The organism is Caulobacter endophyticus, from assembly GCF_003116815.1.
Classification (GTDB): Bacteria; Pseudomonadota; Alphaproteobacteria; order Caulobacterales; family Caulobacteraceae; genus Caulobacter; species Caulobacter endophyticus.
Genome location: NZ_QDKQ01000034.1, coordinates 213,315 through 238,914, shown reverse-complemented (window position 1 = coordinate 238,914; position 25,600 = coordinate 213,315). Strand labels below are relative to the sequence as shown.

The 25,600-nt window shown below is 62.9% G+C and carries 21 protein-coding genes; 5 read left to right on the top strand and 16 right to left on the bottom strand.

Annotation, left to right across the window (positions count from 1 at the left end; genetic code table 11):
* Nucleotides 1-174 precede the first annotated feature (174 nt).
* The 3 genes from DDF67_RS25320 to DDF67_RS25315 all read right to left on the bottom strand — a co-directional run bounded on the left by DDF67_RS25320 (nt 175) and on the right by DDF67_RS25315 (nt 2,263).
* The gene (locus DDF67_RS25320; protein ID WP_146197999.1) at nt 175-429 is read right to left on the bottom strand and encodes a hypothetical protein; all 255 of its coding nucleotides are present in this window, start codon (nt 427-429) and stop codon (nt 175-177) included.
* 158 nt (nt 430-587) lie between these two features.
* Complete coding sequence (locus DDF67_RS09810; RefSeq protein WP_158278024.1) at nt 588-1,448, bottom strand: Shedu immune nuclease family protein; 861 nt, start codon at nt 1,446-1,448, stop codon at nt 588-590.
* A 26-nt stretch (nt 1,449-1,474) separates the two neighbouring features.
* Nucleotides 1,475-2,263: a hypothetical protein gene (locus DDF67_RS25315; RefSeq protein WP_146197998.1), complete on the bottom strand. Its 789-nt coding sequence runs from the start codon at nt 2,261-2,263 to the stop codon at nt 1,475-1,477.
* Between the two features lie 156 nt (nt 2,264-2,419).
* On the opposite strand from DDF67_RS25315, the gene DDF67_RS25510 reads away from it, so the two are divergent.
* Complete coding sequence (locus tag DDF67_RS25510; protein WP_158278023.1) at nt 2,420-2,584, top strand: hypothetical protein; 165 nt, start codon at nt 2,420-2,422, stop codon at nt 2,582-2,584.
* Between the two features lie 44 nt (nt 2,585-2,628).
* Nucleotides 2,629-4,017: a HEPN domain-containing protein gene (locus tag DDF67_RS09805; protein ID WP_146197997.1), complete on the top strand. Its 1,389-nt coding sequence runs from the start codon at nt 2,629-2,631 to the stop codon at nt 4,015-4,017.
* 240 nt (nt 4,018-4,257) lie between these two features.
* Here the strand turns inward: DDF67_RS09805 and DDF67_RS09800 are convergent, their stop codons facing one another.
* The 6 genes from DDF67_RS09800 to DDF67_RS09770 form a co-directional block, all read right to left on the bottom strand.
* A complete protein-coding gene (locus tag DDF67_RS09800) occupies nt 4,258-5,595 on the bottom strand; it encodes an HlyD family type I secretion periplasmic adaptor subunit (RefSeq protein ID WP_109100694.1) in 1,338 nt (445 codons plus the stop codon).
* A gap of 3 nt (nt 5,596-5,598) precedes the next feature.
* Nucleotides 5,599-7,350, bottom strand: coding sequence for a type I secretion system permease/ATPase (locus DDF67_RS09795; protein WP_109100693.1), 1,752 nt, complete (start codon nt 7,348-7,350; stop codon nt 5,599-5,601).
* A gap of 86 nt (nt 7,351-7,436) precedes the next feature.
* The gene (locus DDF67_RS09790) at nt 7,437-8,411 is read right to left on the bottom strand and encodes a ribosomal eL19 family protein (RefSeq protein ID WP_109100692.1); all 975 of its coding nucleotides are present in this window, start codon (nt 8,409-8,411) and stop codon (nt 7,437-7,439) included.
* A 121-nt stretch (nt 8,412-8,532) separates the two neighbouring features.
* Complete coding sequence (locus DDF67_RS09785) at nt 8,533-8,775, bottom strand: hypothetical protein (RefSeq protein ID WP_109100691.1); 243 nt, start codon at nt 8,773-8,775, stop codon at nt 8,533-8,535.
* Nucleotides 8,776-9,958: 1,183 nt separating this feature from the next.
* Nucleotides 9,959-11,101: a Fic family protein gene (locus DDF67_RS25310; RefSeq protein WP_146197996.1), complete on the bottom strand. Its 1,143-nt coding sequence runs from the start codon at nt 11,099-11,101 to the stop codon at nt 9,959-9,961.
* A 660-nt stretch (nt 11,102-11,761) separates the two neighbouring features.
* Nucleotides 11,762-12,142 carry a hypothetical protein gene (locus DDF67_RS09770; protein ID WP_109100689.1) on the bottom strand — a complete coding sequence of 127 codons (381 nt, stop codon included), beginning with the start codon at nt 12,140-12,142 and terminating at the stop codon, nt 11,762-11,764.
* Between the two features lie 68 nt (nt 12,143-12,210).
* On the opposite strand from DDF67_RS09770, the gene DDF67_RS09765 reads away from it, so the two are divergent.
* The 3 genes from DDF67_RS09765 to DDF67_RS09755 are packed head-to-tail and all read left to right on the top strand — an operon-like array spanning nt 12,211 to nt 15,553.
* Nucleotides 12,211-13,776, top strand: coding sequence for a recombinase family protein (locus tag DDF67_RS09765; RefSeq protein ID WP_199229200.1), 1,566 nt, complete (start codon nt 12,211-12,213; stop codon nt 13,774-13,776).
* 23 nt (nt 13,777-13,799) lie between these two features.
* Complete coding sequence (locus DDF67_RS09760) at nt 13,800-14,654, top strand: plasmid partitioning protein RepB C-terminal domain-containing protein (protein WP_233247599.1); 855 nt, start codon at nt 13,800-13,802, stop codon at nt 14,652-14,654.
* 2 nt (nt 14,655-14,656) lie between these two features.
* Nucleotides 14,657-15,553, top strand: a complete 897-nt coding sequence (locus DDF67_RS09755) for a plasmid partitioning protein RepB C-terminal domain-containing protein (RefSeq protein ID WP_109100687.1) — start codon at nt 14,657-14,659, stop codon at nt 15,551-15,553.
* A gap of 147 nt (nt 15,554-15,700) precedes the next feature.
* On the opposite strand, the gene DDF67_RS25305 is transcribed toward DDF67_RS09755, so the two are convergent.
* From DDF67_RS25305 to DDF67_RS09725, 7 genes are all read right to left on the bottom strand, one after another.
* Nucleotides 15,701-17,032 (bottom strand): hypothetical protein, encoded by a 1,332-nt coding sequence (locus tag DDF67_RS25305; RefSeq protein WP_146197995.1) that lies wholly within the window; start codon nt 17,030-17,032, stop codon nt 15,701-15,703.
* Nucleotides 17,033-17,661: 629 nt separating this feature from the next.
* Nucleotides 17,662-18,636, bottom strand: coding sequence for a TniB family NTP-binding protein (locus DDF67_RS09750; RefSeq protein WP_233247598.1), 975 nt, complete (start codon nt 18,634-18,636; stop codon nt 17,662-17,664).
* Nucleotides 18,633-20,825 carry an integrase catalytic domain-containing protein gene (locus DDF67_RS09745; RefSeq protein ID WP_233247597.1) on the bottom strand — a complete coding sequence of 731 codons (2,193 nt, stop codon included), beginning with the start codon at nt 20,823-20,825 and terminating at the stop codon, nt 18,633-18,635. The genes DDF67_RS09750 and DDF67_RS09745 overlap by 4 nt, the downstream gene beginning before the upstream one ends.
* Nucleotides 20,822-21,604 carry a TnsA endonuclease N-terminal domain-containing protein gene (locus tag DDF67_RS09740; protein WP_146197994.1) on the bottom strand — a complete coding sequence of 261 codons (783 nt, stop codon included), beginning with the start codon at nt 21,602-21,604 and terminating at the stop codon, nt 20,822-20,824. Before DDF67_RS09740 ends, DDF67_RS09745 begins: the two co-directional genes overlap by 4 nt.
* 631 nt (nt 21,605-22,235) lie before the next feature.
* Nucleotides 22,236-24,326 carry a helix-turn-helix domain-containing protein gene (locus DDF67_RS09735; RefSeq protein ID WP_158278022.1) on the bottom strand — a complete coding sequence of 697 codons (2,091 nt, stop codon included), beginning with the start codon at nt 24,324-24,326 and terminating at the stop codon, nt 22,236-22,238.
* Between the two features lie 121 nt (nt 24,327-24,447).
* On the bottom strand, nt 24,448-25,056 hold the full coding sequence (locus tag DDF67_RS09730) for a class I SAM-dependent methyltransferase (protein ID WP_109100684.1): 609 nt from the start codon (nt 25,054-25,056) through the stop codon (nt 24,448-24,450).
* Nucleotides 25,053-25,598, bottom strand: a complete 546-nt coding sequence (locus DDF67_RS09725) for a hypothetical protein (protein ID WP_109100683.1) — start codon at nt 25,596-25,598, stop codon at nt 25,053-25,055. Before DDF67_RS09725 ends, DDF67_RS09730 begins: the two co-directional genes overlap by 4 nt.
* Nucleotides 25,599-25,600 lie beyond the last annotated feature (2 nt).

The window sequence follows — 25,600 nt, the reverse complement described above, 5'->3', positions numbered from 1 at the left end:
GTCGGCGCAACTTAACGCCGACCGCGTAAGGCGTTGATTTCATCGGAGTGGGTCGTTTGCCCCAGTTCGGCGAAACAGCCTAACGCTGACCCTCTGGGTGGCTCACCAACTTAAGATCGGCCCTGGGTCGCAATGAACAGTACCAATTCGACTTATCGCTACTTTGCCTAGTGGCTATTTGTGGAACACCGGAAGCGGACGGCCCGTCCAGAACACAAGCGCCTGACTTGCGGCAGCCCCGGCAGCAAGGCCGGCGGCGAATTTACCGACTCCCATCATTGAGACGAAAGCTGCAAGATAGATGCCGGTGGGAGAAAAAATCTCGCCAAGTGTCGCAGTGGTGAGCGCTTCTGCATAGGGCGGGAGTACCTTATTGAAGCCGCTTCCGAGCCATGCGCCTAAGATAGCTAAGTACATGGCGAACGCCACGAAGAAAACGGCTCCCCCTGGGCGCTTAGTCACAAGGCGACGCGCGAAGGATTCCCTCCGATAAAGGCGGTGTTTTTGCAAAGAATGATCTCCCCAAGCTATAAGTTTTACCTGGTAAACCTTCTACACTTTCGCAAGGAGCGTTCGGCGAAAAATCATCACTCGTGTCCGCGGCTATCTGCCGGGACAGGTTGCACAGGGTGGTCGACGATGAACCGCGCGCGGTTGAGCAGTTCGTCGAACGTCAGGATTTCCGGGGATCGCATCTCCCGTCGAAACATTTCGAAGGACCGGAATTTAGTCTGGTTGATGCCGTGCTCGGTCTGAAACTCACTGAGCTGGCCAATGATTAAGAACGACTTGGGGTGAACGTTGAACAGCAGTTCCCCGGTAGGGTCGCCGTCTGTGTCGCTGACCGTTATTGCCCGAGAGAGACGATCGAGAGTGTCGGCTACAGTGGTCTGAACTTGCGCGACGCCGCCGCTCAGTTCCCTGGAAACCGCCCAGGCTCCCGAGCGGTATGGCTTTGCCTCATCGAGCAGGTCAGCATCGTGTCGCTTGATCTCGACGAAGCAAAGGGAGCTGATGATGCCGCGTGTTTTCATCAGCGCGTCGATACGTTTTCCTGAACCTGACAAGTCCGCGCCGCGAACGGTCTGCTCTAATCGCCTTTCGTCGAGGCCGGATAGGAACTGGTAGGTTAGCCCGTAGCCGAATATCCACGTGTTCTCTTCGAAGAACGCCTGCCATGTGGCTTCCGGCGTTTTGCCGTATTGGGCTTGTTCGGCCGCGAACGCTTGTGGATCGTTTAGCATCCGCTCGAACCGGTCGAGCTGGCGGCGTCGGTATCCGATGGCCACTAAGTCTCGTTGGAGATCCTCACGTTCGGCTAGCGCGACGAACAGGTCTTGGTTCGTGCTGAAAATTTGATGAGCTTGAGCGGCATCCAGAACGACGGTTCGCACCGCGTCGCGAGATAACTTCCCCTTGCCATCTCCTCCGAAGTCGATCGTTTTCACGCCCGCCATAAACTCCAGAAGCGCATCTATTTCGCGGTTCTGGAAACTGAAGTGGACTTTGTCATGCGGGCCGGAGGCGGGAGTGAACTTCTGAATTGTGAGCGTCTGGACGTTGCGATCATCCTCCAAGATCGTCGCTTTGATCTCGACGCGACCTCCTGGGGTGCTCTAACCGCGTTCGAAGCTTGGCTGAGCTCGCCCGCTGAGAGGCGCTCCGCTAGTGCTTGCGCTTCCGTGGCAATCTCGCAGCCGGGGAAGAAGCGTCGCTTCCGCAAAAGGTCGATCGCCTTGGCCGCTTCTTGGTCGAGTAGGTCTCGCTGCAACGAATTCAGTGGGGCGGCGCTTGCCGCCGACTTCGCAAGATCAGCCAACTGGGCTGAAACCTCGTCGAAACGCTGCTGGGCCAGGCGGTCGCCCGGAGTGAGGATCCGGAATATCGACAGCGCGACGAACGCAACGGCGTATTCGAAGGCCGCGGAAAATGCGGGACGCAGCGCTTCATCTTGCGAAGCGAGGATGGCGAATGCGATCTGATCGGTCGCGTTGCCCAGAACGACCGCCCTGACCGCATTCTTGACCGCGTCCTTGACCTCCGTCTGGGAAACCCACTCGCGAACCGCAGCGTCCGAGAATATTTCGGGGACGCCGGAAGCCGCTGCTTTTAGATGGTTCAAAACGCCACTGAATAGGTTTCCCGAATCTCGAGCAAGGACCGCTAGGGCCTCGCCCATCTCTCGGTCGAGGCTGGAGAAATCGACATCGGCGTCTGTCGCGTTGCGTCTCGCGAGTTCTTGACTGACCGCCTTGATGGTCATCGGTACGGCCGCCGCCACGGCCTTCAATCCGGCACCGATCAAGCCCGGTTCTGGCATCCCCCACTCACTTTCCTCGGTATCCAGTCAAAGCGCGCTCAATCCTGAGCCTCATTAGACTCAGCCGAATCGAGCAGGAACGCCACCAGAACAATCATCGTGGGGCAGCTGATTTGGGCCAGCATCGACGTCGGAGACTACGCCTGCACCGTGCGTGTGGGCATTACCACGACCTGGCACGCGATCGCCCGCGTCGACCAGCTCAAGGACAAGGGCGGCTTCGTCACCGCCGATATCGTCGGAGAGGCTCGATTGCGTCCGTGAGCCGGACCTCTATGTCTGGTCAGGGGCGCGACAGGCGAGGGGGCTTGGACATGCAGGACGGGGCAGGACCGGCGGTCACCGCAAAGGCGGTCGGCGAGGTCTTTTCGTTCGTGATCGAGGAACTGACCCGGCTTCAGCGGCTGGGCGCGGCGGTGACGAAAGAGCTCAAGGGGCTGGAGTTCACCTGCATGCTGCATGATGTCGAAGGGCGGATGCGGCTCATCGGCCGCCCGGCCTATGATCGGCTGCGCGGCCTTGTCGTGGACGCCGTCGGCCAGTCCGAACACCGGGGCTGCCTTGACCTGGATCGCACCTTCCGGGTGGTTCGCGCCGGCTTTGGCCGGGATATCCTGCGCGCGGACTTCAAGGGTACGACCGACGCCGAGGACCTCGCGCTCCTGCAGGGTTGGATCGAAGAGGCCGCCGCCGAATGCCGGCCGCTGACCCACTACATCCCCTGTCACATCCGCTTGCCCCAGGAGCAGACCTTCGTCGTCGGGCCCGTCACCTTCACGCCCAAAGCACTGGCGATCGCCGAGGTCGAGGCGAGCCTGGCCCAATGGGCGGCCGGCGAGGACGATGACGCCGCGTGGCGGGAAAAGGATCGCCGTACGACGCTGGACTATCTGGAGGCGTTCAGCGACGTGGCGCGCGTGACCGTCCAGCGCTGCGACCCGGAAACCTCGCGGCGGGTGGCCCATGAAACCGTCCAGGGCGCGCTGGCCTTCCTGCATGTCATGGGCGGTGCCGATCGCACCAGCAAGGTCCGCTCAGCCGGGCCTGCGGTGCAGAACGCCCAGCGCTCGACCTTGGCCTTCGACGCCGAAGGAAAGCCCTTTCTGACCTGGACGGGGGACTGGGAGGGCGCACGGCTCGACAAGTCGTTCTGGCGCTGGATCCAGGAGGAGGCTCAGCAGGCCATGGCCTTGGCCGTCGGACTGGCGCTTCAGAAGGTGGCCGATCGGGTCGATCCGCCGATGTTGGCCGCGCGCTACCTCGATGCGGCCGCCTGGTACGCCGACGCTGCGACCGAAACCCGGCGTCCCGCAGCGGTGGTCAAATATCTGACCGCCATGGAGCGGTTGCTATGGACGGGTGAGAAGGGAGGGGTGACGCGCCGCCTGTCCGAGCGCGCCGCGGCGCTCTGCTTCACCATCGATCCCTGGAATTTCGAGGTCCTGGGCAAGGAGATCCGACGCGCCTACGATCTCAGGTCCGCCATCGTCCATGGGCGCATCGACAATGACGATCCCAAGATCGTGCGGAACTATCGGCTGTGTGATCGGGTGGCTCGCGACCTGCTGATGACCTGGCTCAGGCGCTATGGCGCTGGCTTTGATCGCGAGGTGACGCTCGAGGGCCTGAGGGACCACTTGGATTGGTTCGTCGCCGAGGCGGTAAAGGAGACTGCCGCGCGCCTGAAAGCGGGGTAGGGCGCGCGGGGGTCTCTTTGCCGAGCGGCCGGCCAGGTTCAGGAGGCCTGCTTGATGCTCGGCGCCCCAGCCGCGATGGCCGACGCGTGTTGGGCGGGGCGGTAGCTGAGAAGGTAGCCACCAACCGGCAGCCGGCCCTAAGCCCATACCAGGATCTAGCTCGCCGATGCGTCTGGCGGGGTTAATGTCTGCCTTCTGGATGGATACCAACTTCCGGTGATGGCGCTGTGCGGCAACTGCTTATTCTTCCCGCGCCGCGCGGCTCATAGCGTCGCTCAGCGGAGCCAGCAGATAGCTCAGGAAGGTTCGTTCGGCGGTCTTGATGTTAACCGTCGCCGGCAGACCGGCCCGAAGCTCCAGGCGATCGCGGCGCAATTCCTCGGGATCGAGCGCGATGCGGGCCAGGTAATAGGCCTGGCCCTGGCTGTCGGTCAGGCGGTCGGCCGACAGGGTGGTGACCACGCCCTTGACGTTTGAGCGGCCGCGCGGATTGACGGTGGTGAAGCGCACATGGGCCTCGCCGCCCAGCTTGACGTCGTCGACGTCCTGCGGCCGCACCTGGGCCTCGACGATGAAGGCGCGGCCGTCGGGCAGGACGTCGGCGACCCGCGTGCCGGCCGAAACCACCGATCCCGGTCCCAGGCGCGCCACCCCGACCGCGCGACCGGCGAAGGGCGCGCGAACGATGTCGCGTTCGGCGCCGTAGCGGGTGATGGCCAGCTGCGGATCGACCTGCGACAGCTGGCCCTGAACCTGCCGCAACTGCTCGATCGTTTCGGCCAGGCGCGCCTCGTCGGCCTGGGCGGCGGTCAGCCTGGCCTGCAGCACCGCGCCGTCCCCCGTGGCGCCTTGGGTCTGCAGTTCGACGGCCGTACGCTCTAGCGACACCAGCCGGCTCTTGGGGGCGTAGCCGCGGCGATACAGCGAGCGGATGCCGGCCAGTTCCTCGTTGATCAGGGCCAGCTGTCGGCGCGAACCGGCCAGCTGCGCCTGGGCCTGGTCGATCTTGGCCTGGTTGATGGCCTGCTCGGCCTCGACCACCCGGCGGCGGCTGTCGAACAGCGCCTGCTGGCTGGCGATGGCCTGGCCGACCACCGGCTCACCCCGCCGCGCCAGCAGCTCGGGTGGAAAGGGGATGGCGCCGAGATTGTCGCGCTGGGCGATCAGCCGGGCTTCCGCGGCCTTGGCCAGGTCTCGCTGGGCCTGGGCCTGGCTGAGCCGCGCCCCACCGCCGATCCCGTTCAACCGCAGCAGAGGTTGGCCGGCGGCGACGCGGTCGCCCTCCTTGATCAGCAGGGCCGCCACAACGCCGCCGTTTAGGCTCTGCACGCCCTGCCGCGCGCCGGCCACCGTCACCACGCCAGAGGCCGTCGCCGCCCCCGAGATCGGGGCCAGGGCCGCCCACAGCAGAAAGCCGCCGAAGAACAGCGCCAGGCCGATCAGGCCTATCCGCACCGGTCCGCGCACGTCGTCCAGCGCCCCGCGCGGCGCGTCCTCGCCCATGTAGCGGCGATAGCGTCGGATCCATTCGGGCGGCAGGCTGCGCCAGATCTTGGCGGGATCGATGTCGGGACGCATGGGCTACTCCGCCGGCTGGGGCGCGAAGCTCCGCACCACCTCGGTGCGCACGCGGCCGAAGACCTCCGACCGGGGGCCGTCCATCTCGATCGTCCCCTGGTTCAGCACGATCACGCGATCGACCTGGCTCAGCGGATTGAGCCGGTGGGCGACGATGACGATGGTGCAGCCGCCGGCCTTCAGCTCGGCCAGCGCCTCGGCGAGGGCCCGCTCGCCCTCGGCGTCGAGGTGAGCGTTGGGTTCATCCAGCACTAGCAGGCGCGGGGCGCCGAACAGGGCGCGGGCCAGGCCGATGCGTTGGCGCTGGCCGCCCGACAGGCCAAGTCCGCCTTCGTGGATCGGCGTCTCGTAGCCCTGCGGCAGCGCCATGATCATCTCGTGGACATTGGCCTTTATGGCGGCGGCCACCACGTGCTCGTCGGTCGCCTCGCGGAAGCGGCCGATGTTGTCGCGCACCGTGCCGGGGAACAGGCCGACGTTCTGGGGCAGGTAGCCCACGTGCATCGACAAAGCCTTCGGCGTCCAGCGAGCGGTGTCGACGCCGCCGATGGTCACCTTGCCGCTGGTGGGGCGGGCGGCGGCGACCAACAGCCGGGCAAGCGAGCTCTTGCCCGCGCCGCTCGGACCGACCACGCCGACGGCTTCGCCGGCGGCGATGTCGAGGCGAATGTTGCGCAGGGCGGGTGTCTTGGCCCCGGGCGGCACGTAGACGGCCTTGGCCGCCCGCACCCTGCCGTCGGCGGGCGGCAGGCGGGTCGGGGCGGCGAGGGCCGGCGGGGCGGCGTTCAACGCCTTCTGCACCCGACGACCCGCGGCGAGGGCCTGGGACAGCTGCCGCCAGCCGGTCACCGCCACCTCCAGCGGCGCCAGGGCCCGGCCCAGCAGCAGGCTGGCGGCGAAGATGCTGGCCGGCAGGATCTTGCCCTCGATCACCAGCAGCGCCCCGACGCCCAGCATGCAGCCCTGCAGGGCCAGGCGCGCGAAGCGGATGGCGGCGGCGAAGTCGGCGTTGCGCTCTCCGCCGCCGGTCTGGCGTTGGATCATCGTTTCGCGATCGACCCGCCAGCGGCCGGCGAGGTCGTCGAGCATGCCCATTGCGTGCACCGGATCGGCGTGCCGCACGACGTTCTCGGTGAAGACGTAGCTGCGGGTGGCCGCTTCGGTCGACGTCGCGGTGCTCTCCCGGGTGACCATGTCGTTCATCGCCGCCAGCCCGAGCAGCAGCAGGGCGCCGAACAGGCCGACCACGCCCAGCAGAGGATGCAGGATGAACAGCACGACCAGGAACAGCGGCGTCCACGGGCCGTCAAAGAACAGTTGGGCGGCCGGCCCGGCCATGGCCGAGCGGAACTGGTCCAGGTCGCGCAGAGGCTGGGCGTTGCGCGCGCCCGCGCCGAACAACATGGAAAGATCGACGATGGTCTGGAACACGCGCTGCGACAGCAGTCGGTCCAACCTGGCCGCCGCCCGGGTCAGCAAACGCGCCCGCACCGCGTCGAGCACCAGCATGGTCGCCAGGGCCAGAAACAGGGCCGCCGACAGGGTGACCAGGGTCGGCGTGCTGCCGCTGGGGATCACCCGGTTATACATCTGCATCAGATAGAGCGGCGAGGCCAGGAATAGCAGGTTCACCCCGCCGCTGAACACCGCCGCCGTCCAGAACAGCGGCAGGCACTGGCGCAGGGCGTCGGCGAATTCGTCCTTCGGTCTCGCGGCGGGCGTCGCGGTGGAAGGCGGTGCGCCGGGCTGGGCCATGGGAAGTCGCCTCTCACACTGGCCGCGCGGCGCGGCGGCTCAACCAACGGCTCAAGGCCCTCGAACGATCCGTCACAGGCGACCCGTCATCCGAGCAGTCCGAGCGCGTCATGCAGGTCTACCGGGTCGAGCACGCTCGACACGTGCGACGCCTCCAGCACGCCCGCCAGGTCCGGCAGGCCGTCGTCGGCGAGGTGCGATACGGGCGACAGGCCGGCGTCGTCGAAGATCGTCACGGCCAGGGATGACAGGGCGCTGGCCGTGTCGGCGGCCAGGACGTCGATCTCTTCGCCCTCGCCGTCGTCATCCATCAGCACGCCCAATGGCAGGGAGAGGAGCGGACTGGACTCGAAGAGATCCTCGGCCAAGGCGGCGGTGGTCGGCGAGAGACCGCCAATCAGGTCGGCGGTCTGGGCCAGCGCGCCGTCTATCGTGTCGAGGGCGCCGTCGATCGCCGTATCGATATCCTGTTGCAGGGCCTGGGGCGCGGCGTCGAGCGTGGTCGTCAAGGTGTGGAAAAGCGCGTCGGCGTTTTCGGTCACGGCGCCGGCCAGCGACGTCATCGTCGCGGTCGAAGGCGCTGGAGCGGCCTGAACATCGGCGTCCACGGAGACGGTGGCCGTCGCCGGTCCGGTCCCAATGGCGGGAAGGGACACGGTCAGGGTCATGGAAAGGCTGGCTGAGGTTTCGGCCGTCGTGGCCGGCGCGGCCCCAGAGGCCGGGCTCGCCGTCGGAGCGGTCGAAGAGCCGGCGGGCCCGGGCGTCATGGCGGGTTGGGCGCTTGCGGGGGCGTCGCCCGCGGAGCTCATCGTGGGCAAGGCGGCGGGTGAACCTGCGGCGGCGTCGTCTAGCGCGGTGGAGCCCGCCGGAACGGCCTCGCTTTCGCGCTCGGTCGAGCCTCCCCCGGCGGGCAGCGCGCCAAGGGGATCCAGCGCCGCTGGTCCGCCTTCATTCGTCCGCGGCGGATCGGAGGCCGGATCCTGCTGCCGATCGAGGTCAGCCAGGGTGGTGCTCTGCCACTGGCTGCGAGTGTCGTAGCGATAGGGGTCGTCGGGGGTCATGGATCACCTCGGCAATCGCCTAGGCGCGATCCCCGGATCGGAGGACGCGGGATCGCCGCGTCCTCCGATCCGGGGTGGAGCGGGCCCGAGGGCCCGCCCCGCTCACGGCTGCGAAGACAGGTTAGAACAACCCGCCGCCGTCGCTGTCGCTGGCGCTGTCGGTCGCCGAACCCAGGACTGAGCCCAGGTCGAAGTCCGTGCCGAAGGAGCCGGAACCCCAGCTCGTTTCGGTCTGGCCGTCGTCATCGGTGCTGCCGGACTCGTACGAATAGTCGACGCCGACATCACCCACGACGTTCAGCACGCCGAGGAGATCCGACGAATTGCTGCTGTCGTCACTGAACAGGTTGCCGAGGATGGACATGGGTCTTCTCCTTCTTCCTTGTTTGAGGGTCTTCAGCGTGATCGACCAGCGTCGGCCTGCCGATCACGCTATGAGAATTCCTCGCTGTTCAGCGTGATCCAACTTAAGCGGAATGTTTTTAACTTAGCTGGAAATAAAATTGCGGCCAAGTCTAATAGTTGCCGGGCTAAGTAGACGAGGAAACTTAAATGGCGGCAATATTGCGTTGAAAGCTGGCCTCAATTGCCTCTGTGTCGACAAGTCGGCTTAAGGGCTGTTGCAGGTAGGCGCGGGTGTGAATTTGTCCCGAAGACTGGAGGCTTTGGCGCGTGCCGCTCTGGCTGAACGGGCGGGACCGGGGTTGGACGTCGTGACCCCGGGGCGAGGCGCGACGCGATAGACGTTGCGTTCACGACGGTCTTCTGAGCCGCTCAATGGGTCGGTCGGCGGATTTATGATGAGGCCGGCGACGACGTCATCAGCTGGGCGCGCGCTGACCGGCGAGGTGGAATTGCAGGGCGCGCGCGGCGTTAAGGTCTGGCAAGCGCGTCTAGCCGTCGAACCCTTCGCCGAGGGCGTCCTGGACCGCCTAGCCGCCGTCGATGAGCTCTTGCCGCCCTTGACGCTCGATGACGCGGCCGGGAACTAGGCGGCCCTTCTCGGCGCGAGGCTCCAATGTCCGGGTTGCTCGTTGTCGGCGGGTGCGATCTGAAGGTCGCGTTCCTAGAACGATGCCAAGGTCCGCATCTGGCGCCAGCCAGCCGAGCCGGCTTGACTTATGCTCAAAGTGAGCCTAAGGGATGCGTTCGCCCTGTGGTGCTGGGCAACCATTCCTTCTGGAAGGACTGATCGCACCAGGTATCTGCTGGATCTTGACGGCCCTCGCGCACGGTCTTCTCCACCTCACCCTCGAGACATTGGTCTCTTACGTGTGGAGAAAGATCATGACCCTGACCGCCCGAGCCCAACCGCTACTCCGACTGTCTGCTGAGTTTCTCAAGAAGCTGATGCTTCACTCTGTGACTGCGGCGATCATCGCCATCTGACGGCCTCAAGCGCTTTGCGTTTGAGGCCGACTTCAGCAGGTGGCTGGGCGGACTATTGGCGGCGCGGTCCTGATCTAAAAGGTCTTGTTCCTGGAACGGTGCCAAGTTCCGCTAGTGGCGCGAGGTGCGCAACAAAGCGCGCGCCGTTGGCAGCGGGGTTAGGTCGCCACGACAGGTTCGAGCAGTGACGCTAGGGCAGACGCGTCCCCCTTATCGGCCTGACTGAGCGCTGCGTAATAGCGAGCACCCTTCTCCATCAAAGACATGTCAGCTCGGCCAAACAGGTCCAGGCATTGCTGCATCAAGATCGCTCGTGCGACCCTTCCGTTACCGTCGAGGAAGGGATGGGTGACGAGGAAAGCGGCGTGGAACTTAGCGATCGCGAGCCGACGGATCTTGGCGCTGGATCCTTCGAGCCGTTTGAAGTTGTCGCGCCAGTTTTCGCAGATTGCTTCTAAGAGGCTTGGAACTTCGCTCGCCGGCGGAGGCTGAGCATGGTCGGCACGAACGCCGTCGGCGTTCCCGAGCCAGACCTCGCTGGATCTCAATCTGCCTACGCCGCGCTCGGGCAGATCGAAGCAGATGAGTCTGTGAAACAAGAGCACCAGTGATGGGGCGAGAGACCGCGTTACGAGATCGAAATTGTCTCGGCGGGTGAACACGCTCGTAGAAACGAGATCGGGCGTCGGCAGTCCTGTCTCGGCGGCCAGGTTGAGGGTTCGTATGACTTCCTTCTGTCCTTCGCCGAGCCTTTGGATCATCGCTTTGAGACCCATGAGTTCGCGGGTGTTCGCAGCCAAGGCGTCGGACAGTTGGTTCCCCGAGTCCGAGAACCAGGCGAGCTGTTCTTCCGCCGACATCGGGATGCCTAGAAATTGCAGGCGTACCCCGTAAGCGGGTGCTGAATCGAGCTGTGCTCTCAGTCGCTCCAGATGGAAGACGTCCACCTCCTTCTTGGCTGCGTTACCAAGATCTACAAGCGATTTCCGCTGCGTGATCGACAAAGTTTGATTGGTGACGAAAACGATGCCGCCGTGACCCGGAGAAACACCGTTCAAGTCGTGTTGGAACTTCTTCTTCACAGCTGCGAAGCGGACGGGCGTGCTCGGGAAGTAGACGGCACCGACCCAAATCAGGCCACCCTTGGTGCAGATGATGTCGCGCGCGCCATCGGGGCCACCCAAAGGGTGTTGGGGGTCGATCTCTTCGAACCCCGACAGCTTCAGCACAGCGGCAGCGAGGCGTTCAGCTTGGGTCGAACCATTGCGCCACGCCGCAAGCCTCAACTCGGTGTCGAGCATTTCGTCTCACCCCTTGCTCTGTAGTTGTCGCCGAATACGGGGCTGAACATCAAGGTCCTGCGAGCCGGCGACGATCGACAGCCGAGCTATCGGTCGTGCGAAATAGGGATGTGCCATTTTTCTGGAATTACTGGCACGCCAGAGCGTTCTGTTCCTTGAACCTGATTTGCCGGATCACTTCTTAGATTCTGGAGATTTCGTCGCCAGAAAGTTCGGCGAGCGACCAGTTCCTGGAGGCGCGCCAACGGCAGCTCATGGCGCTGTCCAGCCGGCGACACAGAACTTCATATCGGCCGGGGAGGGTGGATGGTGGGCCTCCCCCCCTGGTTTCAGCGCTGTCTAGGTGCACGACGCGTCTCCACGAACGTCGTATTCCTGGAGGTGCGCAACGTTAGCAACTGGTGCACTTCAGTCGCCGGCGCGGCCTTCTTAGCCTACTACTTGCGATCACTTCGCATTTTTGCCGGCCTTAAGTCGCAAATGGGTACGCGTTAAGTTGCAACGACTGTCGGGACCACTTAACGCGGTCCACGTAAGGCATTGATTTTTATGAAGAGGCGAGAATCGACAACTTAGGGCCACCAGCTTAACGCTGGCCACCAAAGGGATGTCGACAACTTAAAACGGGCCCAAAGCCGACAACAGCCTTCGGAGCGTCGCTCAGTGGACTCGCAACTCGTCGATGGCGTGGACCAAGGCGTCGAGCTGGTCTCGCAATCCGAGGATCCCAGCGACCGGCAACAGCGCCTGGCGGCCGGATAGTTCGAGCACGGTTCCGAACACAGCGTCCGAGTGGCGCACGAGGGCGACGAGGTTCTCGCCGCTCGGGCCGTTACGCCCCTCGAACCAGTTGCGAACCGTCCGCTCATTCGCCGCGGTGATGCGCCCCACTTCTTTGCGCGCCGAGGGAGACTCGCCCCACTCCGACAGCATGGCCATGGCGATCGACGCGGCGAACGGCCGCTCATCATGCCCGCTCTCGGCGTGAAAAGATTTTCCTTTTTTGGACTGAAAATTTCGGTCCATTTTCTGAAAAGACATTCACTCGCTCCTGCGCCTACGCTGGCTCCAGCAAGACCTTTCGGCTCAAGCCAGGCGTGGTGTGAGTGATGTTGCAGGCAGGTGCGAGCAACGAAGCGGTGATCGAGCGCAAGATCATGCGCGCCGCCCAATATGTGCGCATGAGCACTGAGCATCAGCGCTACAGCACCAGTAATCAGGAAGACGCCATTGCCCAGTACGCTGGCCGGCGCGGCTTCGAGATCGTCCGCACATACGCCGATGAGGGAAAGAGTGGCCTGCGCCTCGATGGCCGCCAAGCGCTCCAGCAGTTGATCGCCGACGTCCGCGCTGGGGCCGCCGACTTTGAGGCAATCCTGGTCTACGACGTCAGCCGCTGGGGCCGTTTTCAGGACGCCGACGAGAGCGGCTTCTATGAGTATGTGTGTCGCGAAGCCGGCATCTCCGTCCACTACTGCGCCGAGCAGTTTGAGAACGACGGCAGCCTCAGCTCCACAATCATAAAGAGCATGAAGCGCGCCATGGCTGGTGAGTATAGCCGCGAGCTCTCGGTCAAGGTCTTCAGCGGCCAATGTCGCCTCATCACCCTAGGCTTTCGGCAAGGCGGCCCCGCAGGCTTCGGCCTGCGCCGCCAGCTGGTCGATGAACACCGCACACCCAAGGCAGAGCTCTCCCGCGGTGAGCACAAGAGTCTGCAGACCGATCGCGTTGTGCTTCGCCCCGGCCCGCCCGAGGAGATCGAGGTCGTGCGGCGTCTGTATCGGATGTTCGTGCTGCAGCGGCGGTCAGAGAGCGAGATCGCCGCGCTGCTGAACGCCGAGGGCCTGGTAACCGATCTCGGCCGGCCGTGGACGCGGGGCGTCGTCCATCAGATCCTGACCAACGAAAAGTACATCGGCAACAACGTCTACAATCGCGTCTCCTTCAAGCTGAAGGCCAAGCGCGTCACTAACGACCCCGACATGTGGGTGCGCGCCGACGGCGCCTTCGAGGGCATCGTCGAGCCCGACTTCTTCGAGGCAGCCCAGCGGATCATTTTTGATCGCAGTCGTCGGTTCACCGATCAACAGCTCCTGGAGCAGCTATCGGCCCTACTCAGCCAGCGTGGCTGGCTCTCGGGCCTGGTGATCGACGAGATCGAGGACATGCCGTCGAGCTCGACGTTCCGGCATCGCTTCGGCAGCCTACTTCGCGCTTATCAGCTGGTCGGGTTCTCGCCAACGCGAGACTATCGATACATCGAGACGAACCGCGCGCTGAGAGCCCTGCATCCGGAAGTCGTGGCCGGCGCGATCAACAACATCCGCGCCGCCGGCGCCAGCGTCGAGCGCGACCAGTACACCGACCTTCTGCACATCAACAGCGAGTTCACCGCCTCGCTGGTCATCGTGCGCTGCCAGCTGACGACGGCCGGAAGCCTGCGCTGGAAGGTGCGCCTCGATCAGGGCCTGCGGCCGGACATCACCATCGCGGCCAGAATGGAAGCCGACAATACTACGGTCCGGGACTACTACCTGCTCCCGTGGATCGATCTGGGCGCAGCGCCGAACCTGAAGCTCGCGCCCTACAATCACGTGGGGCTGGACGCCTATCGCTTCGATGATCTCGACGGGTTCGTCGATCTGACCCGGCGCACGGCGCTGCGTGCAGCATGATCGAGGCCCCGCCCGAAGTTCGCATGGTGCCGATCGACGCGATCACCGTGATCAACCCTCGGGTCCGCAACCGGCGGATCTTCCAGGAATTGGTCACCAGCATCGCCCATCTCGGGCTCAAAAAGCCCATCACCGTCAGCCAGCGGCCAGGCAAGCCGCGCTACGACCTAGTCTGCGGGCAGGGGCGGCTCGAGGCTTTTATGGCGCTGGGTCAGGCGGAGATCCCGGCGATCATTATCGAGGCGAGCGAGGACGACTGCTTCGTCATGAGCCTGGTCGAGAACCTTGCCCGTCGCCAGCACACGCCGCTGGAGCTGGTACGTTCGATCGGCGCCCTGCGCGAGCGCGGTTATAGCTACCAGGAGATCGCCGCGAAGGTCGATTTCAGCACTGAGTACGTCTACGCGATCTGCTACCTGCTCGAGAACGGCGAGGAAAAGCTGATCAACGCAGTCGAGCGCGGCGTCATCCCCCATACTATTGCGATGGAGATCGCCAAGGCCAAGGAGGGCGAGGTGCAGCAGGCCCTCGCTAAGGCCTATGAGGAAAAGGCGATCCCTGGCAACCAGGTGCTGGCGATCCGCCAGATCATCGAGCAACGGAACGCCAGCGGCAAAGGCTTGCATCAGCGAACCAGTCCGCATCGTGGCCGCGGACAGGTAACGTCAGAGGCGCTGATCCGCGCCTATCAGCGAGAGACTGAGCGGCAACGCCAGCTCGTCAAGCGCGCCTCGCTGACCCAGAGCAGGCTTATGTTCGTCACGAATGCCCTTAAGCGACTGCTCGCTGACGACCACTTCGTGACGTTGATGCGGGCCGAGGGCGTCGGCTCGGTTCCGACGGCGTTGGCTGAGCGCATTGGCTACGATAGGGGCTGACGATGCAGGACGAGGTCAAGATCGCCTTCGAAAAGCAGATTGTGATCTTGTCGCTCAACGACATCCTGCCGTCGAAGATGCTGCCCGCCGCGGTCAAGGAGTCGGCGAAATATCGCCGGATCGCTGCATCGGTGGGGCAGTTGGGCTTGGTCGAGCCGCTCGTCGTTTCCCGTGCGAAGGGGAGCGGGCCTTATCTCCTTTTGGACGGTCACGTGCGCTTCAGCGCCCTGCGCGATCAGGGGTCTACGGAAGCTCGCTGCCTGATTGCCTCTGACGACGAGGGCTTCACCTACAACAAGCGCGTCAACCGGCTGGCGACGATCCAAGAGCACTACATGATCGTTCGCGCGCTCAAGCGCGGTGTTTCCGAGGAGAAGTTAGCCAAGGCGCTGAACGTCGACATCGGCGTGATCCGCCAGCGGCGGGACCTGCTGAACGGCATCAGCGCTGACGTCGCCGAGCTGTTGAAGGACAAACCGGTCGGCACCCACACCTTCACCAAGCTGCGCAAGATGAAGCCGATCCGTCAGCTGGAGGTGGCCGAATTGATGGCCTCAGCCAACAACTACAGCATCAACTACGCCAAGGCCTTGCTGGCGACCACCAAGGCAGCAGACCTGCATCGCCCCGATGACCTGAAGAAGGCGACTGGGCTGACGACGGAGCAAATGGCACGGCTTGAGCGGGAGATGGCTTCCGTCACCCACGACTACAAGGAACTCGAAGCCTCCTATGGCGACGACATGCTCCTTTTAGTGATTGCGGCCGGCTTCCTGGAGCGCTTGCTTTCCAAGCGGGAAGTCGAACGGTTCTTGGCCGTTCGGCACGCCGAGATACTCGAAAATTTCAGATCGATCGTCGCTGCAGCATCGCTGGACCAAGTCCAGGCCGCAGCGTGATCCGTAGGGTGGGGACCGGGACCCGAAAGCGCCGGGATCGTCGGAGAAGCCGCCGCAGGGGCGGATCAAGGGCGGTGGCGGGAGAGGCGGCGGTCCCGCTGAAGCCCGCTAGGCCTGCCGTCATATGGCAGGCCGGCCCCAAGCGGCTCAACAAGTAACGGGGCAACGAGCGACGTGTTCAGCAAAATTGAGTTTAGACCCGAAGTGCTCGGTCACGGCACGGCGTGGCCAAAATGGTCCAAGGATACGCTCTATACCGACCTTCGGTAGAGCTTCGCGCATCATCGGTGAGATTCTCCAGCGCCACATTATTTCTCGTGAGCTGATCAGCTTAAGGCCGAGCTCTGCGACTTGTTCTCGCGAGAACCTTGTACGGTTTGGCCCCAGAACTTTCAGGTGCCCATTGAGGATCAGGAGCGATACGTCGCGGGGGAAGCAATTCAAATAGTTCTCCACCTCAGTTCGCCCGAAATCTCGAATTGGCCCTAGCGCAAGCGACCGTTCTGGCAGCGATCGGAACACGCTATAGGCATCTGTGAGCAGCAGGCGCGAGAACTCTGGCGTGACGGTCAGGGCGCTGAACTTTAGAGGGTGGCCAGGCGCGAGCCCCACTCCACCAGGCACTTCATTTGCCAGGATTTTCGCGACCACCGACCCCCACGGTTTCGCGCTACCCCCGATCCCAAAGAAGGCCTCTCTCAGCGTGATGGCGTTGTGGTGCGGAGCAGCGAGCTTTGCTCGGATATGGTCGATGAGAGACAGCGCCTCGCTCCGCTCCAGCTGCAAATCGCTACGCAGAAGCTGGACGTGTGGGGACCTATTCGCGACGAGCAGGCCCATGCTGAAAAGCTGCTCTACGCCGTCCATCGGTAAATGGAAGCGCCGGGAAAACTCCGTAGGTGACAGGCGCGAGGCTAGCGCTTTTGCTACGGGCTCAACGCTGCTGGGTTCAAACCAACTGATCTGGCGACGCGCTCCGCGGGGGCGCCCTGTCTCGAAAGCCCCCGCTTGGTTTAGAAGGCCAACCTCAGTGCTCGAGATGCCGAGCTTGGTCGCGACTTGTTTGGCGGTGATGCGGTTGGAGTTTTCGCGAATTGATTTCAGTCTGCTTGGCCCATGCCGGGTGGGCTCGAACTCCTCAACTAGATCTGAAGCAAAAGCGCTCAGTTCAGGGCAGAAATCGAACCGCTGATTGGCCTTCAGATTCAGGAAGATTGGGGCCTGGGTACTGTTATAGTACCGTTCGCGGGCGCAAGCTTCGAATGTCCCAGGATAGCCCAGCAGGAATTTCGCGCCTCGAAAAAGCGTTGCCGTAGGGAAAAAGTCCTTTGCGCTCCTGGCCGCTGGCGCTGAGGCGCGCCCGAAGCCGAGCGCAAGTTCGAATATCCACGTTGGCTCCAGGTGCTGAAAGCGTGCTGGGACAGCCGCCCGCGCCAGGCTCCTCTTCTCAAGTCGAGGGCTGACAAGGTCCGACAGCACCGTAAGAGCTTCGCGTTGAGGGTCAGGCACAGTCGGAGAGGTAAGGCGGCGTAGGTCGAAGCCGCACCTATCGCAAATGGCGATCTCCCGCGCGTTTCTCCAGCCCAACTCAGCGCCACAGCTACAGCTGTCGATTAGCAGCTCCCAGGATTCCGGGCAGTGGGGCAGCGTCCCGATCAGCCAGTTCCCCCTGTGATGCTCAGATCGAGCCAGGGAAGCCGGCGACACGCGTCGACGTCTGTGGAGGAAATGATGGCGCCGCAGGGGCGCCCCGAAGTAGTCGACCTCAGACGGCCTGTCTTCAATGTCTAGGATCAGCATCCTCTGCAGCTTTGATTGATGGATGCGGAGCGATGCGGCCATCAAATCGGAAACTGGTTCCAGGTTTTGAGATAGGCCCTCGCCGCAGCGGAGACCCAGCGGCGCCAGAAGCGGCGCCACGCTATCCAGGACGTTCCAAGCGGCAACGCGGACGAGGTACCCAATCAAGCTCTCGTCAGCGAACGGGTCGAGCGGAAAAAGAACGCGAGGGATTGGCTTGGCTGGTTCCGGGGCGCGTACGGACGCGCCCCGGGGGTCAGCAGCGAGCGGATCGGCCTTTTGACGATCCATATGGCGTCGATCGGCCATCAGCGATCGGGGCTTGTTGAGCGGAAAGGGTTTCGCGCTGTAAAGCCTTGCTCCAAAGCCCATCGATCAACTGCGAGTGCCAAGTCGAAGACTTCGATGCAGTCGGCGTGTCGCCTGCGCGCGATCTCCAGGGCGACGTACATGATCCGGGAAATGCGGCCGATGACGCCGGCGGAGACCTCGTGGAGGCACCCGCTGATCCAAGGGTGCGACAGGCCTGCTGGACGTCGCATCAACCCCTTGTGGACTATGGCCAGGTCGAGCTCTTCGGCAAACCGACTTAGCAGGCCCCTATCGGTCGCACTTTGACTTGAGAGCTCCCGATAGTCGCAAGGGGAGAGCAGTCGGCCGGAAAGTTGAAGGTTACGAGTAAAGAGGCTTTTGCCTTCGATCGTGCCGAGAAACACGACGGGAACTACTCCGTCGTCCAACAGCCGCTTTAGGCTGTCCGTCACATCGCCGCCGCTGCCGGCGCTAGTCAGGTGCTGCACCTCGTCGATGATGAGCAGTAGCGTTTTGAACCGACGGAGGAACTTGTAGGCCCGTTCCTTAAGTACCGCCTCAGTGGCGGAGATGGTGAACTCGTCGCCGAAGTACTGAAGGATGGACGAAAACAATTTCCTTGAAGTCGTTGCGCGGTCGAGCGGCACCAGCACGACGGGAAACTCCTCGTCCCCGGACTGTCGCCTTTCGGTTACCATTCGGATGAACTCTTCGGCGGCGCGGGTCTTTCCCGAGCCTGTTGGTGCAAGCACGCGCAGGCCCTTCTGCGGCGCTCCCTGCGTGGAGCGTCCAAGTTTCATCAGGAAGTCGCACCGGCTGTGGAATTCCGAGTGCAGGGGGTAGGCGACGAATATCGTATTGAACAGGGCGAGCAGGTCCGCGACAGCTTCATTGGATGCTGCGGACCAGTCTTCCTCCATGATCCCCGAAAGTGGCAGGTCAGGATCGAGTCCAATCGGGGCGCCGCTCATAGCTTGAACCCTTTCCAAGGCTTCTGCGTGAGGGCGTCGGCGGGCGAATGCTTGGGTGTCGGATGCTGCTTGGGCTTTGCTTGCTCGGGGCGCTGGCGGCCCTTCGGTTTTGAGGCTCGGGGCGGGCGGTTAGGCGGTGTGTCGCCATCGATCCGATGTCTTGCCAAGGTGTCGTGCGGGATCACGGGCGCCATGCCGTCCTGGCGTGACGGGGCGTAGGCCAGCGTCGCAGAATTGCCTTTGAGGGCCTTCAGGATCTTGGGTGCTGTCAGCAGCCGTGCTACGGCTCGTCTCTGCCTTAGGCGTAGTTCCGGTGCACTCTGCTGGATCATTTCGACCAGCTTGAGGCGCGCGGCGAGCCGATCCTCCTGAGTGCTGAACTCGAGTCCTTTATGCTTGGCCCAGGCCTTGAGTTGCTGATGATGCCAGAGCGAAATTCCAGCGCTGTATCTTTCGTCGGTGCAGGGCAAGGTCACGTAGCAGTTGCGACGCTGGTTCCAGACATGCACCTCGCCGAGATTCGCTGGATTGTATTTCACCTTCACTTGGGCGGTAGCGGAGCCCTTGCGCTGCCCCTGGATGGGCTGAAGGCTGATCAAGTCTTCTAGAAGCTCGCCGGTCGCGTGTTGATCGTGGAAGGTGAGGCCGAACATTTCCACCCCGGACCGGCTGAGCGTGCATGGAAACTTCATGGCCCCGGCCATGCGATCGAGTTGATGGTCGTCGCCAATGACGTCGATGCCATAGGCTTCCATGTCCTGACGCCAGAGATCCGCAGGCGGCCGTTTGATGCCGCTATGCTCTTCGATGTGATAGTAGGTGATCGCTTCCCAGATCAGGTCTTCGATCTCAGCGATCGTGAGTACCGCATCCTTGGTGGGGTCGTACCCCATCTCGCGTAGAAGCTCCGGTTTGAGCACTCCGCCAGGAGCCTTCTTATTGAGGATCTCGTTCAGGGTGCCAAAGAAGCGCTCGACGATGGCCTTGTAGGTGGGGGAAGCCACCGGCGCCCAGCGAACAGAGGTCCCGACGTCGGCCATGCCGTCTTCGAATGACTTGCCGCTGAACTCCCAACCGTTGTCGACGACTACCTCGTCAAATCGCCCAAAAATGCTTGAGAGTACGGGGAATTTCGGAGCTCTCGAACGCAGATGCAACTTGGGTTGGTTGGCCCTCTTGATGCATTCCAGCGCCTGGAAGAGCGAGGGCGGCTCGTAGCTGAGCACGAAGGCGACAACACACCGTGTCTTTACGTCAATGATGACGGTCAGCCATGGTCTGCCGACGGGGAGCATATATTCACCGTCGATGACGGCAATTTGGTCCAGAAGCGAATGGTCCATGCAGCCGATTTGAAGGAACCTGGCCGCACTCAGGCCCTTGCCGTTGGCCTTAAAGCGCCTCTTAGCTAGCTTCTCTCCGAACTTGGCGGCGTATGTCTCGTAGCACTCCAGTCGCCGGATATCTTGGCGCAGCGTCTCCATGCTCGGTCGCTCGAGGAGGGGCCAAGTGTGAGGGCTCTGTGTTCGCCACCGATTGATGCGCTCGACCCAGCAGGCCAGCCAGGCATAGACGTCCGCGATGCTCAACGGGGTTGACCAGTACTTGAGTACGGCTTTCTGAAGCAGCCAGAGCGTAACGGACGGGAGGCGCCGGCTTCGTGCGACCCGGCCGCTCATCGACAGCATTTGCCTTGACGTGCGCTCGCCAGGTGTTCCTCGCTCTTTGAGCCAGCGGCGAACGGTTCGAGGGTTCGGCTTGCCGAACTGAGCGGCTTTGTCGGGCTCTGCGGCCCAAAGGGCGCAGAGTGCGAGGTGCAGTGCTCGGTCGCCAAGCACATGGACCCCCATGCGATCCAATCCCTCGAGGACGAAGCGCCGCAAAGCGGCCTTTGGATCCAGTTCAGCGACCTGGTCGGGGGCGTACTCACGCTGTTGGGCTTGGCGGCGCGCTGAAGTGAGGTTTTCGAGCGTGGAAACCTGTCTCAGGCGCCCTTCGGCGAAGGCTTCGACAGCCCAGGCGCGATCGGGCATTCGCAGGCAGCCGTCCGCGGCGCGTATCTGCAGCGGTCCGCCGGTGCGCTCAACCAGGAACAAGAGAAGTCCATCGCCCAGGTCGCGCTGGAAGCGGATGTGCTGGTTGTCGACCATCCAGCGTTGCTCGGGCTTGAAGCGGATGGGAGCGATCATTGAGCTGCTCCTTCCCGCATATTCATGCTGTCGACGGCGGCGACGCGGCTATCCGCCGAGATGGGTCTATCCAGTTCGATGTCGAGCACGCGCCCGACCATCATCGCCATGGCGATGGATGTGCCGGCGCGGCTGTCGCCGAGCGCCCGTGCGACCTGAGCGAGAGAGGCTTCTCCATTCTCGCGTTGCAGGAGGTTAAGTGCCAAGTAGCAGTGTGAGGCGGCGTAGCTGACCATGCGCCGGGATTGGATCAGGTGGATGTTCTCGTGTCTTACTCGAGCGGCGACCGTGTTTTCAGGAACAACGATCCTGAATTGCCAGCCCAGTCGATGGCAGAACTCCCCGACAGCTTCAAGTTTGGTTGCGTAGTGTTCATCGGAAGTGTGTCGATAGTCGCCCTTGATTTCGATGACCTCAATGGCTCCATCCGATAGCAGTCTAGCGCAGTCGGCAATGTAGGTCCGAAGCTGGCCGCCAAGGATGAACTCCAGGCGGAACGGCTGGGCGCGGTAGTCCACCACGTAGGTGTCGACTTCGCTTTCATGGAAGAAGGAGAGCTCGTTCATGCTCTCGTGCGGCATGGCGCGTCGGGCCTTTCGGCTCGCATAGCTGCCCGTCACGAGGCGTCGGCGCCCTGTGATGATCGACCGGATGGGGCGGCCATCCGGTGTCATGACGATGCGGCCGAAAGGGCCTCCGCTTACCGAGCCATCAGGCTGCGCTATGCGTTCGATGGCCTCTGAAACCGTAGTTGGTGAATTGCTCAGATAGTTGGGCATCTGCCCCTCCTTGGTTGTGGTGGAAGGGGCGGAAAAAGGCCGCACGTCGCCGTGCAGTCCGGCAGGCGGACTGTTGACTCTGGGACGGTGCGGGGGGAGACTAGATTATCGACAGGTAATCGATATCGGGGTCTCCCCGAACAAGGGCTCCGCTGCCAGGCGGGGCCTTTTGTCGTTTCCGCCATGGAATTTCTGAGTCTCGGCGGCTCCTTTCTTGGCCGGGAGCGATGTCGCGCACTATGCGGACTCGTCGCGGCTCGATCATTCACCGAATTTTTGATTAATCAAGTCGCCCATCATGCTGATTCAGTAGATGTGGGGCACGTGCGTGTTGTTGTGGTGAGTGGCTGGTGGAATTTTTGTAATATGGAACATATTCCATATTTAAATGATTATATTTGTATTTGTGGATAAGGGTTTTGTATTTTGAGTTTTCGCGATTTGGCGACTTGTGTGGCTGCTGTGTTTTGCAAATTTTGTGAATTTTGGGCGCTATAAATTCAGATGTTTTCGCCGAACTCGTGTGTGGGGATCCCTGTTCGGACGTGTTTTGACTCATGTCTGAACTTTAAAGAGTCCGCTTCCTGACTGCCGCAAAGGCAAAAAAGGAAGCGGACTCAAGCTGCGACATCTAGTCTTCGGCTACAGCCCGGGTCGCAGCGCGGAGCGGTTCGACAATGGTCGAGAGCCAGGCTTCGGCGAGGCGCGCCTCGACCGCAGCGCGGGCGTCATCGGGCGCTGCGGTTTGGAAGAAGTCCTGCCAAATGACAGCCAGATCCTTCTTGTACCCGGGCACGCCAGTCCCATACCGCCCGGTGGACTCTGTCCAAAGGCCGGGCTGGTTCTGCAAAGTCAGTTTGAACGCGTCGCTGCCGATCGACAGGGTCTGGGTGAGGAAGTCTTGGCGCCACTTGGCTAGGCGGTCCCTAAGGCTGCTAATCACGGCTCGCACGTCAGGCAGATCGGCATATTCTTGCTCAGCGTCCTCGAGCGCGTGCTCTATGCGGCCGAAATGATCGCTGGAGCGAAGATTGGCGTCTTGGCGCACGCCTACGCCCAAGATGTGCAGCACCGAGAAGTTCTGCCAGTCGCCGCGCCTGGCCATGGAGGCTGCCACCGAGCTTTGGTGGCTAGCGGTCAGTTGATCGATCAGGTTCTGGTGGGCCGGGCGTCGGACGTTGGGCAGGACCTGGACACGCTCGATGAGTCGGTCGAAGGCATTCTCGATGCTCTTGCGCGCGCCGCGGGTTTTCACCAGGTCCACGTTGGCGACCATCTCGTTGACCGCGCGAACGCTTCGGTCCAGGCGGCCAACATAGACGCCGCGCATCAGGGAGATCTGGTCGCGCAGAGAGGCCCAGACGACCTCTGGGCGGTCCAGGTGGGCGTCATAGAAGCTGACGTTGATCTTGGGCAGGCCGGCGCCTGAAAGCGCCTGGCGAATTTCATCGCGACGGACGGCGCAACCGACCGCTCGAGACTCTGCCGGTTCGCCTTCGTTCGAGACCTGTAGCGGCTCGTCGCCGCGCGGTAGCACCAACATGGCGACGCGCTGGCGCTCGGCCGCGTCTGAGCCGGCCTCTTCGTTTTCCCGCAACACGCGCTGGACGGTCGCGTTCGGCGCGTCAGGGAACTTCGTGCACAAGACCACCAGGGTCCGCACGTCGTCGATGTAGCCGCGCAGATCCGGCCGCTGGGTGATCGTTTCCACACCCTTGGTGTCGACGATGCTGAGATCACCGGCTGCTTTGAGGCTGTCGGACGGCACCAGCACCGTTATCCGGCGAGGAACGGAGAACCTTGGGTCCTGGCCGCTATTGATCTTTGCGATCGTGCGCGAGAGCCATTGCAGACCGTCTTCGCTGTCTTCCGAAAGCGCCAGGGACGTCTCCCGCCGCGATGGGAGGTCCATCGCGGCGATGATCTTGTCGGTCAAAGTGGCGGGTTCTTCGCCACCGGCCAGGGCGATGGCGATGGAATCTTGGGTTTCGAAGTCGTCGCCAACCATGACCTTGGGCGCCCGGAAGCCCGAGAGGTTGCGCAGGACCCTGGCGATTTCCGCCGGCACAGCCGACTGGCCGCCCGCGACACCCTGGACCAGATCCTGAACAAGATCCCGGATCGCGTCTTCAGCGAGAGGTTCAACCGCGACGCCAAAGGCTGGAGCGGTCTTGATGACCGTCTCGCAAACGGTGATGCGGCCGGAGCCGACGGGGAACACCGACCTTAGCTGGCCCTTGGCGTCAGGCGAGACCAGGCGGGCGGCGTGAGCCAGCGCGGTGGTTTTACCCACCCCGATATCGCCGACCCAGGCGATGACGTGGTCGAGCCGCTCCAGATAACGCAGCACGAAAGACAGGTCATCGCGCAGGGCGGTGATCGTCGGCGCTAGGATCGGGTGGTTTTGCGGGGATTGCTCGAAGGCCTCCAGCGTCTGCAGCGTCTCCTCGACGCGCCAGAGATGTTCGCGATCGGGATGAAGGAACGACGGAGGGTCAAGCTTGACCCAGCTGCGCCCGTAGAACTCCAACACTTCCTCGGCGACGGGCGAGGCAAGCGCCTGCAGGTAGCGCACGGCGAACGTAGGATCGACCGCGCCGCCCTTCTCCAGGCGGGAGACAAACGTCCCGTTGGTGTCGAGGGTCTTGGCAAGGGCGCTTTGCTTGACGCCGGCCTGCTCGCGCGCGTGTCGGAGAACGTCGCCTGGGATGGAAAATCGCATGATAGGGCACTCCGCCTGCGAAACTTGCAGACATGATGCGACCTGGATTTGAAATCTGCAAGATTGTTCGTGCGTAGCTAGTGAAATTTTCATCGTTTCAGCTTCTGGATGACAAAAATTTCTAAGCGATCTCCCCGTTCTGAAATACCATCCATCGCCACTTCACAACGTCGCGTCCCAGGACGTCGACGCTCTCTCCGTGATCGATCAGCGTCAGGCCGGCGCTAGAAGCGGCGGTTTTGAGAGCCGAGGCGGTGTGAGCGTGAAAGATTTGCTTGGGATCGGTCGGCGTAGGGGCGCGGACGGATATTGCCACTTTGCCGGTGGCTGCGGTGATCGCGCCAAGGGCTGAGAAACAGCCTCCAAGCGCCGAGGCTGGCAGGTGCATGAGCACCGCCGAGCAAAGCACAAAGTCGAAGATCCGCTTCTCGGACCGCAGCAGAGCTAAGGTTGGAAGTGCATCATCGATCCAGCGCACTTCAGCCGGCGCGTGGCTGGACATGGCCCAATCTCGCATGCCGCTCGAAGGTTCGGCTGCCGTGACCTGATAGCCAAGCGCCGCCATTGCATAGGCGTCACGCCCGCTCCCAGCTCCGATATCGGCAATGGCTGCGCCCGTCTGTGGAAGATGGCGCAGTAAGCCGCGATGCACATCTTCGAAGCGTGCGCTGGCGTAGCGTTCGCCAAATTGGTCGGCCCGAGGATCGTAGAAGGCGGCGCTAGCAATCATTTGACCTGGGCCAAACTTGGGTTCGGCGCAGGCGCAGGCACCGGTGCTGAGCCGACGACGCGCGCGGGCGCGGTCGGAGCCGCCTGTGGCGGCTGACTTGCAGTCTTTAGCGCCTTAGCCGCATTAGCGGCCTTCAAGAAGTGTGTGCTCGGCGCGAAGCCGGCGACAAAGGCGCCGGCCCCCGCGACGAAAAACACCCCGCAAAACAGCCATAGAATGATCCGGTCCGCCTGGGGCGCGGGCCGACCTTCGTATTCACGAATGCCGGCGAGCAACTCGCCCATGACATCACGCAGGCGCCAGAGCGCGGCGATCATGACGAAGTTGGCGGCGGCGGCAAACCAGAGCATGCAGCTTTGGACGATCGGATCGACTTCGAGCGTGGCGACCGAAAACCATAGACCCCCATTCAGGGTCATCATGATCAACGGGATCTGCCAGAAGAAGGTGTTGAGCGATCGAAACTCGTTGCTTCGCTGCTCGTAGATAAGGTCCTCTTTGGCGGCCACCTGCGGCTTCCGATCGTTTGAGTCGGTCTGCATGG

What these genes read in the sequence shown, in the direction of transcription:
- DDF67_RS09755 (WP_109100687.1), top strand. Translation starts at nt 14,657, where the DNA reads ATGCAGGACGAGGTCAAGATCGCCTTCGAAAAGCAGATTGTGATCTTG.
- DDF67_RS09790 (WP_109100692.1), bottom strand. Translation starts at nt 8,411, where the DNA reads ATGACCCCCGACGACCCCTATCGCTACGACACTCGCAGCCAGTGGCAG.
- DDF67_RS09760 (WP_233247599.1), top strand. Translation starts at nt 13,800, where the DNA reads ATGGTGCCGATCGACGCGATCACCGTGATCAACCCTCGGGTCCGCAAC.
- DDF67_RS09765 (WP_199229200.1), top strand. Translation starts at nt 12,211, where the DNA reads ATGTTGCAGGCAGGTGCGAGCAACGAAGCGGTGATCGAGCGCAAGATC.
- DDF67_RS09735 (WP_158278022.1), bottom strand. Translation starts at nt 24,326, where the DNA reads ATGCGATTTTCCATCCCAGGCGACGTTCTCCGACACGCGCGCGAGCAG.
- DDF67_RS09750 (WP_233247598.1), bottom strand. Translation starts at nt 18,636, where the DNA reads ATGAGCGGCGCCCCGATTGGACTCGATCCTGACCTGCCACTTTCGGGG.
- DDF67_RS09795 (WP_109100693.1), bottom strand. Translation starts at nt 7,350, where the DNA reads ATGGCCCAGCCCGGCGCACCGCCTTCCACCGCGACGCCCGCCGCGAGA.
- DDF67_RS09770 (WP_109100689.1), bottom strand. Translation starts at nt 12,142, where the DNA reads ATGTCTTTTCAGAAAATGGACCGAAATTTTCAGTCCAAAAAAGGAAAA.
- DDF67_RS09740 (WP_146197994.1), bottom strand. Translation starts at nt 21,604, where the DNA reads ATGCCCAACTATCTGAGCAATTCACCAACTACGGTTTCAGAGGCCATC.
- DDF67_RS09785 (WP_109100691.1), bottom strand. Translation starts at nt 8,775, where the DNA reads ATGTCCATCCTCGGCAACCTGTTCAGTGACGACAGCAGCAATTCGTCG.
- DDF67_RS09725 (WP_109100683.1), bottom strand. Translation starts at nt 25,598, where the DNA reads ATGCAGACCGACTCAAACGATCGGAAGCCGCAGGTGGCCGCCAAAGAG.
- DDF67_RS25315 (WP_146197998.1), bottom strand. Translation starts at nt 2,263, where the DNA reads ATGACCATCAAGGCGGTCAGTCAAGAACTCGCGAGACGCAACGCGACA.
- DDF67_RS09745 (WP_233247597.1), bottom strand. Translation starts at nt 20,825, where the DNA reads ATGATCGCTCCCATCCGCTTCAAGCCCGAGCAACGCTGGATGGTCGAC.
- DDF67_RS09800 (WP_109100694.1), bottom strand. Translation starts at nt 5,595, where the DNA reads ATGCGTCCCGACATCGATCCCGCCAAGATCTGGCGCAGCCTGCCGCCC.
- DDF67_RS25310 (WP_146197996.1), bottom strand. Translation starts at nt 11,101, where the DNA reads ATGCTCGACACCGAGTTGAGGCTTGCGGCGTGGCGCAATGGTTCGACC.
- DDF67_RS09730 (WP_109100684.1), bottom strand. Translation starts at nt 25,056, where the DNA reads ATGATTGCTAGCGCCGCCTTCTACGATCCTCGGGCCGACCAATTTGGC.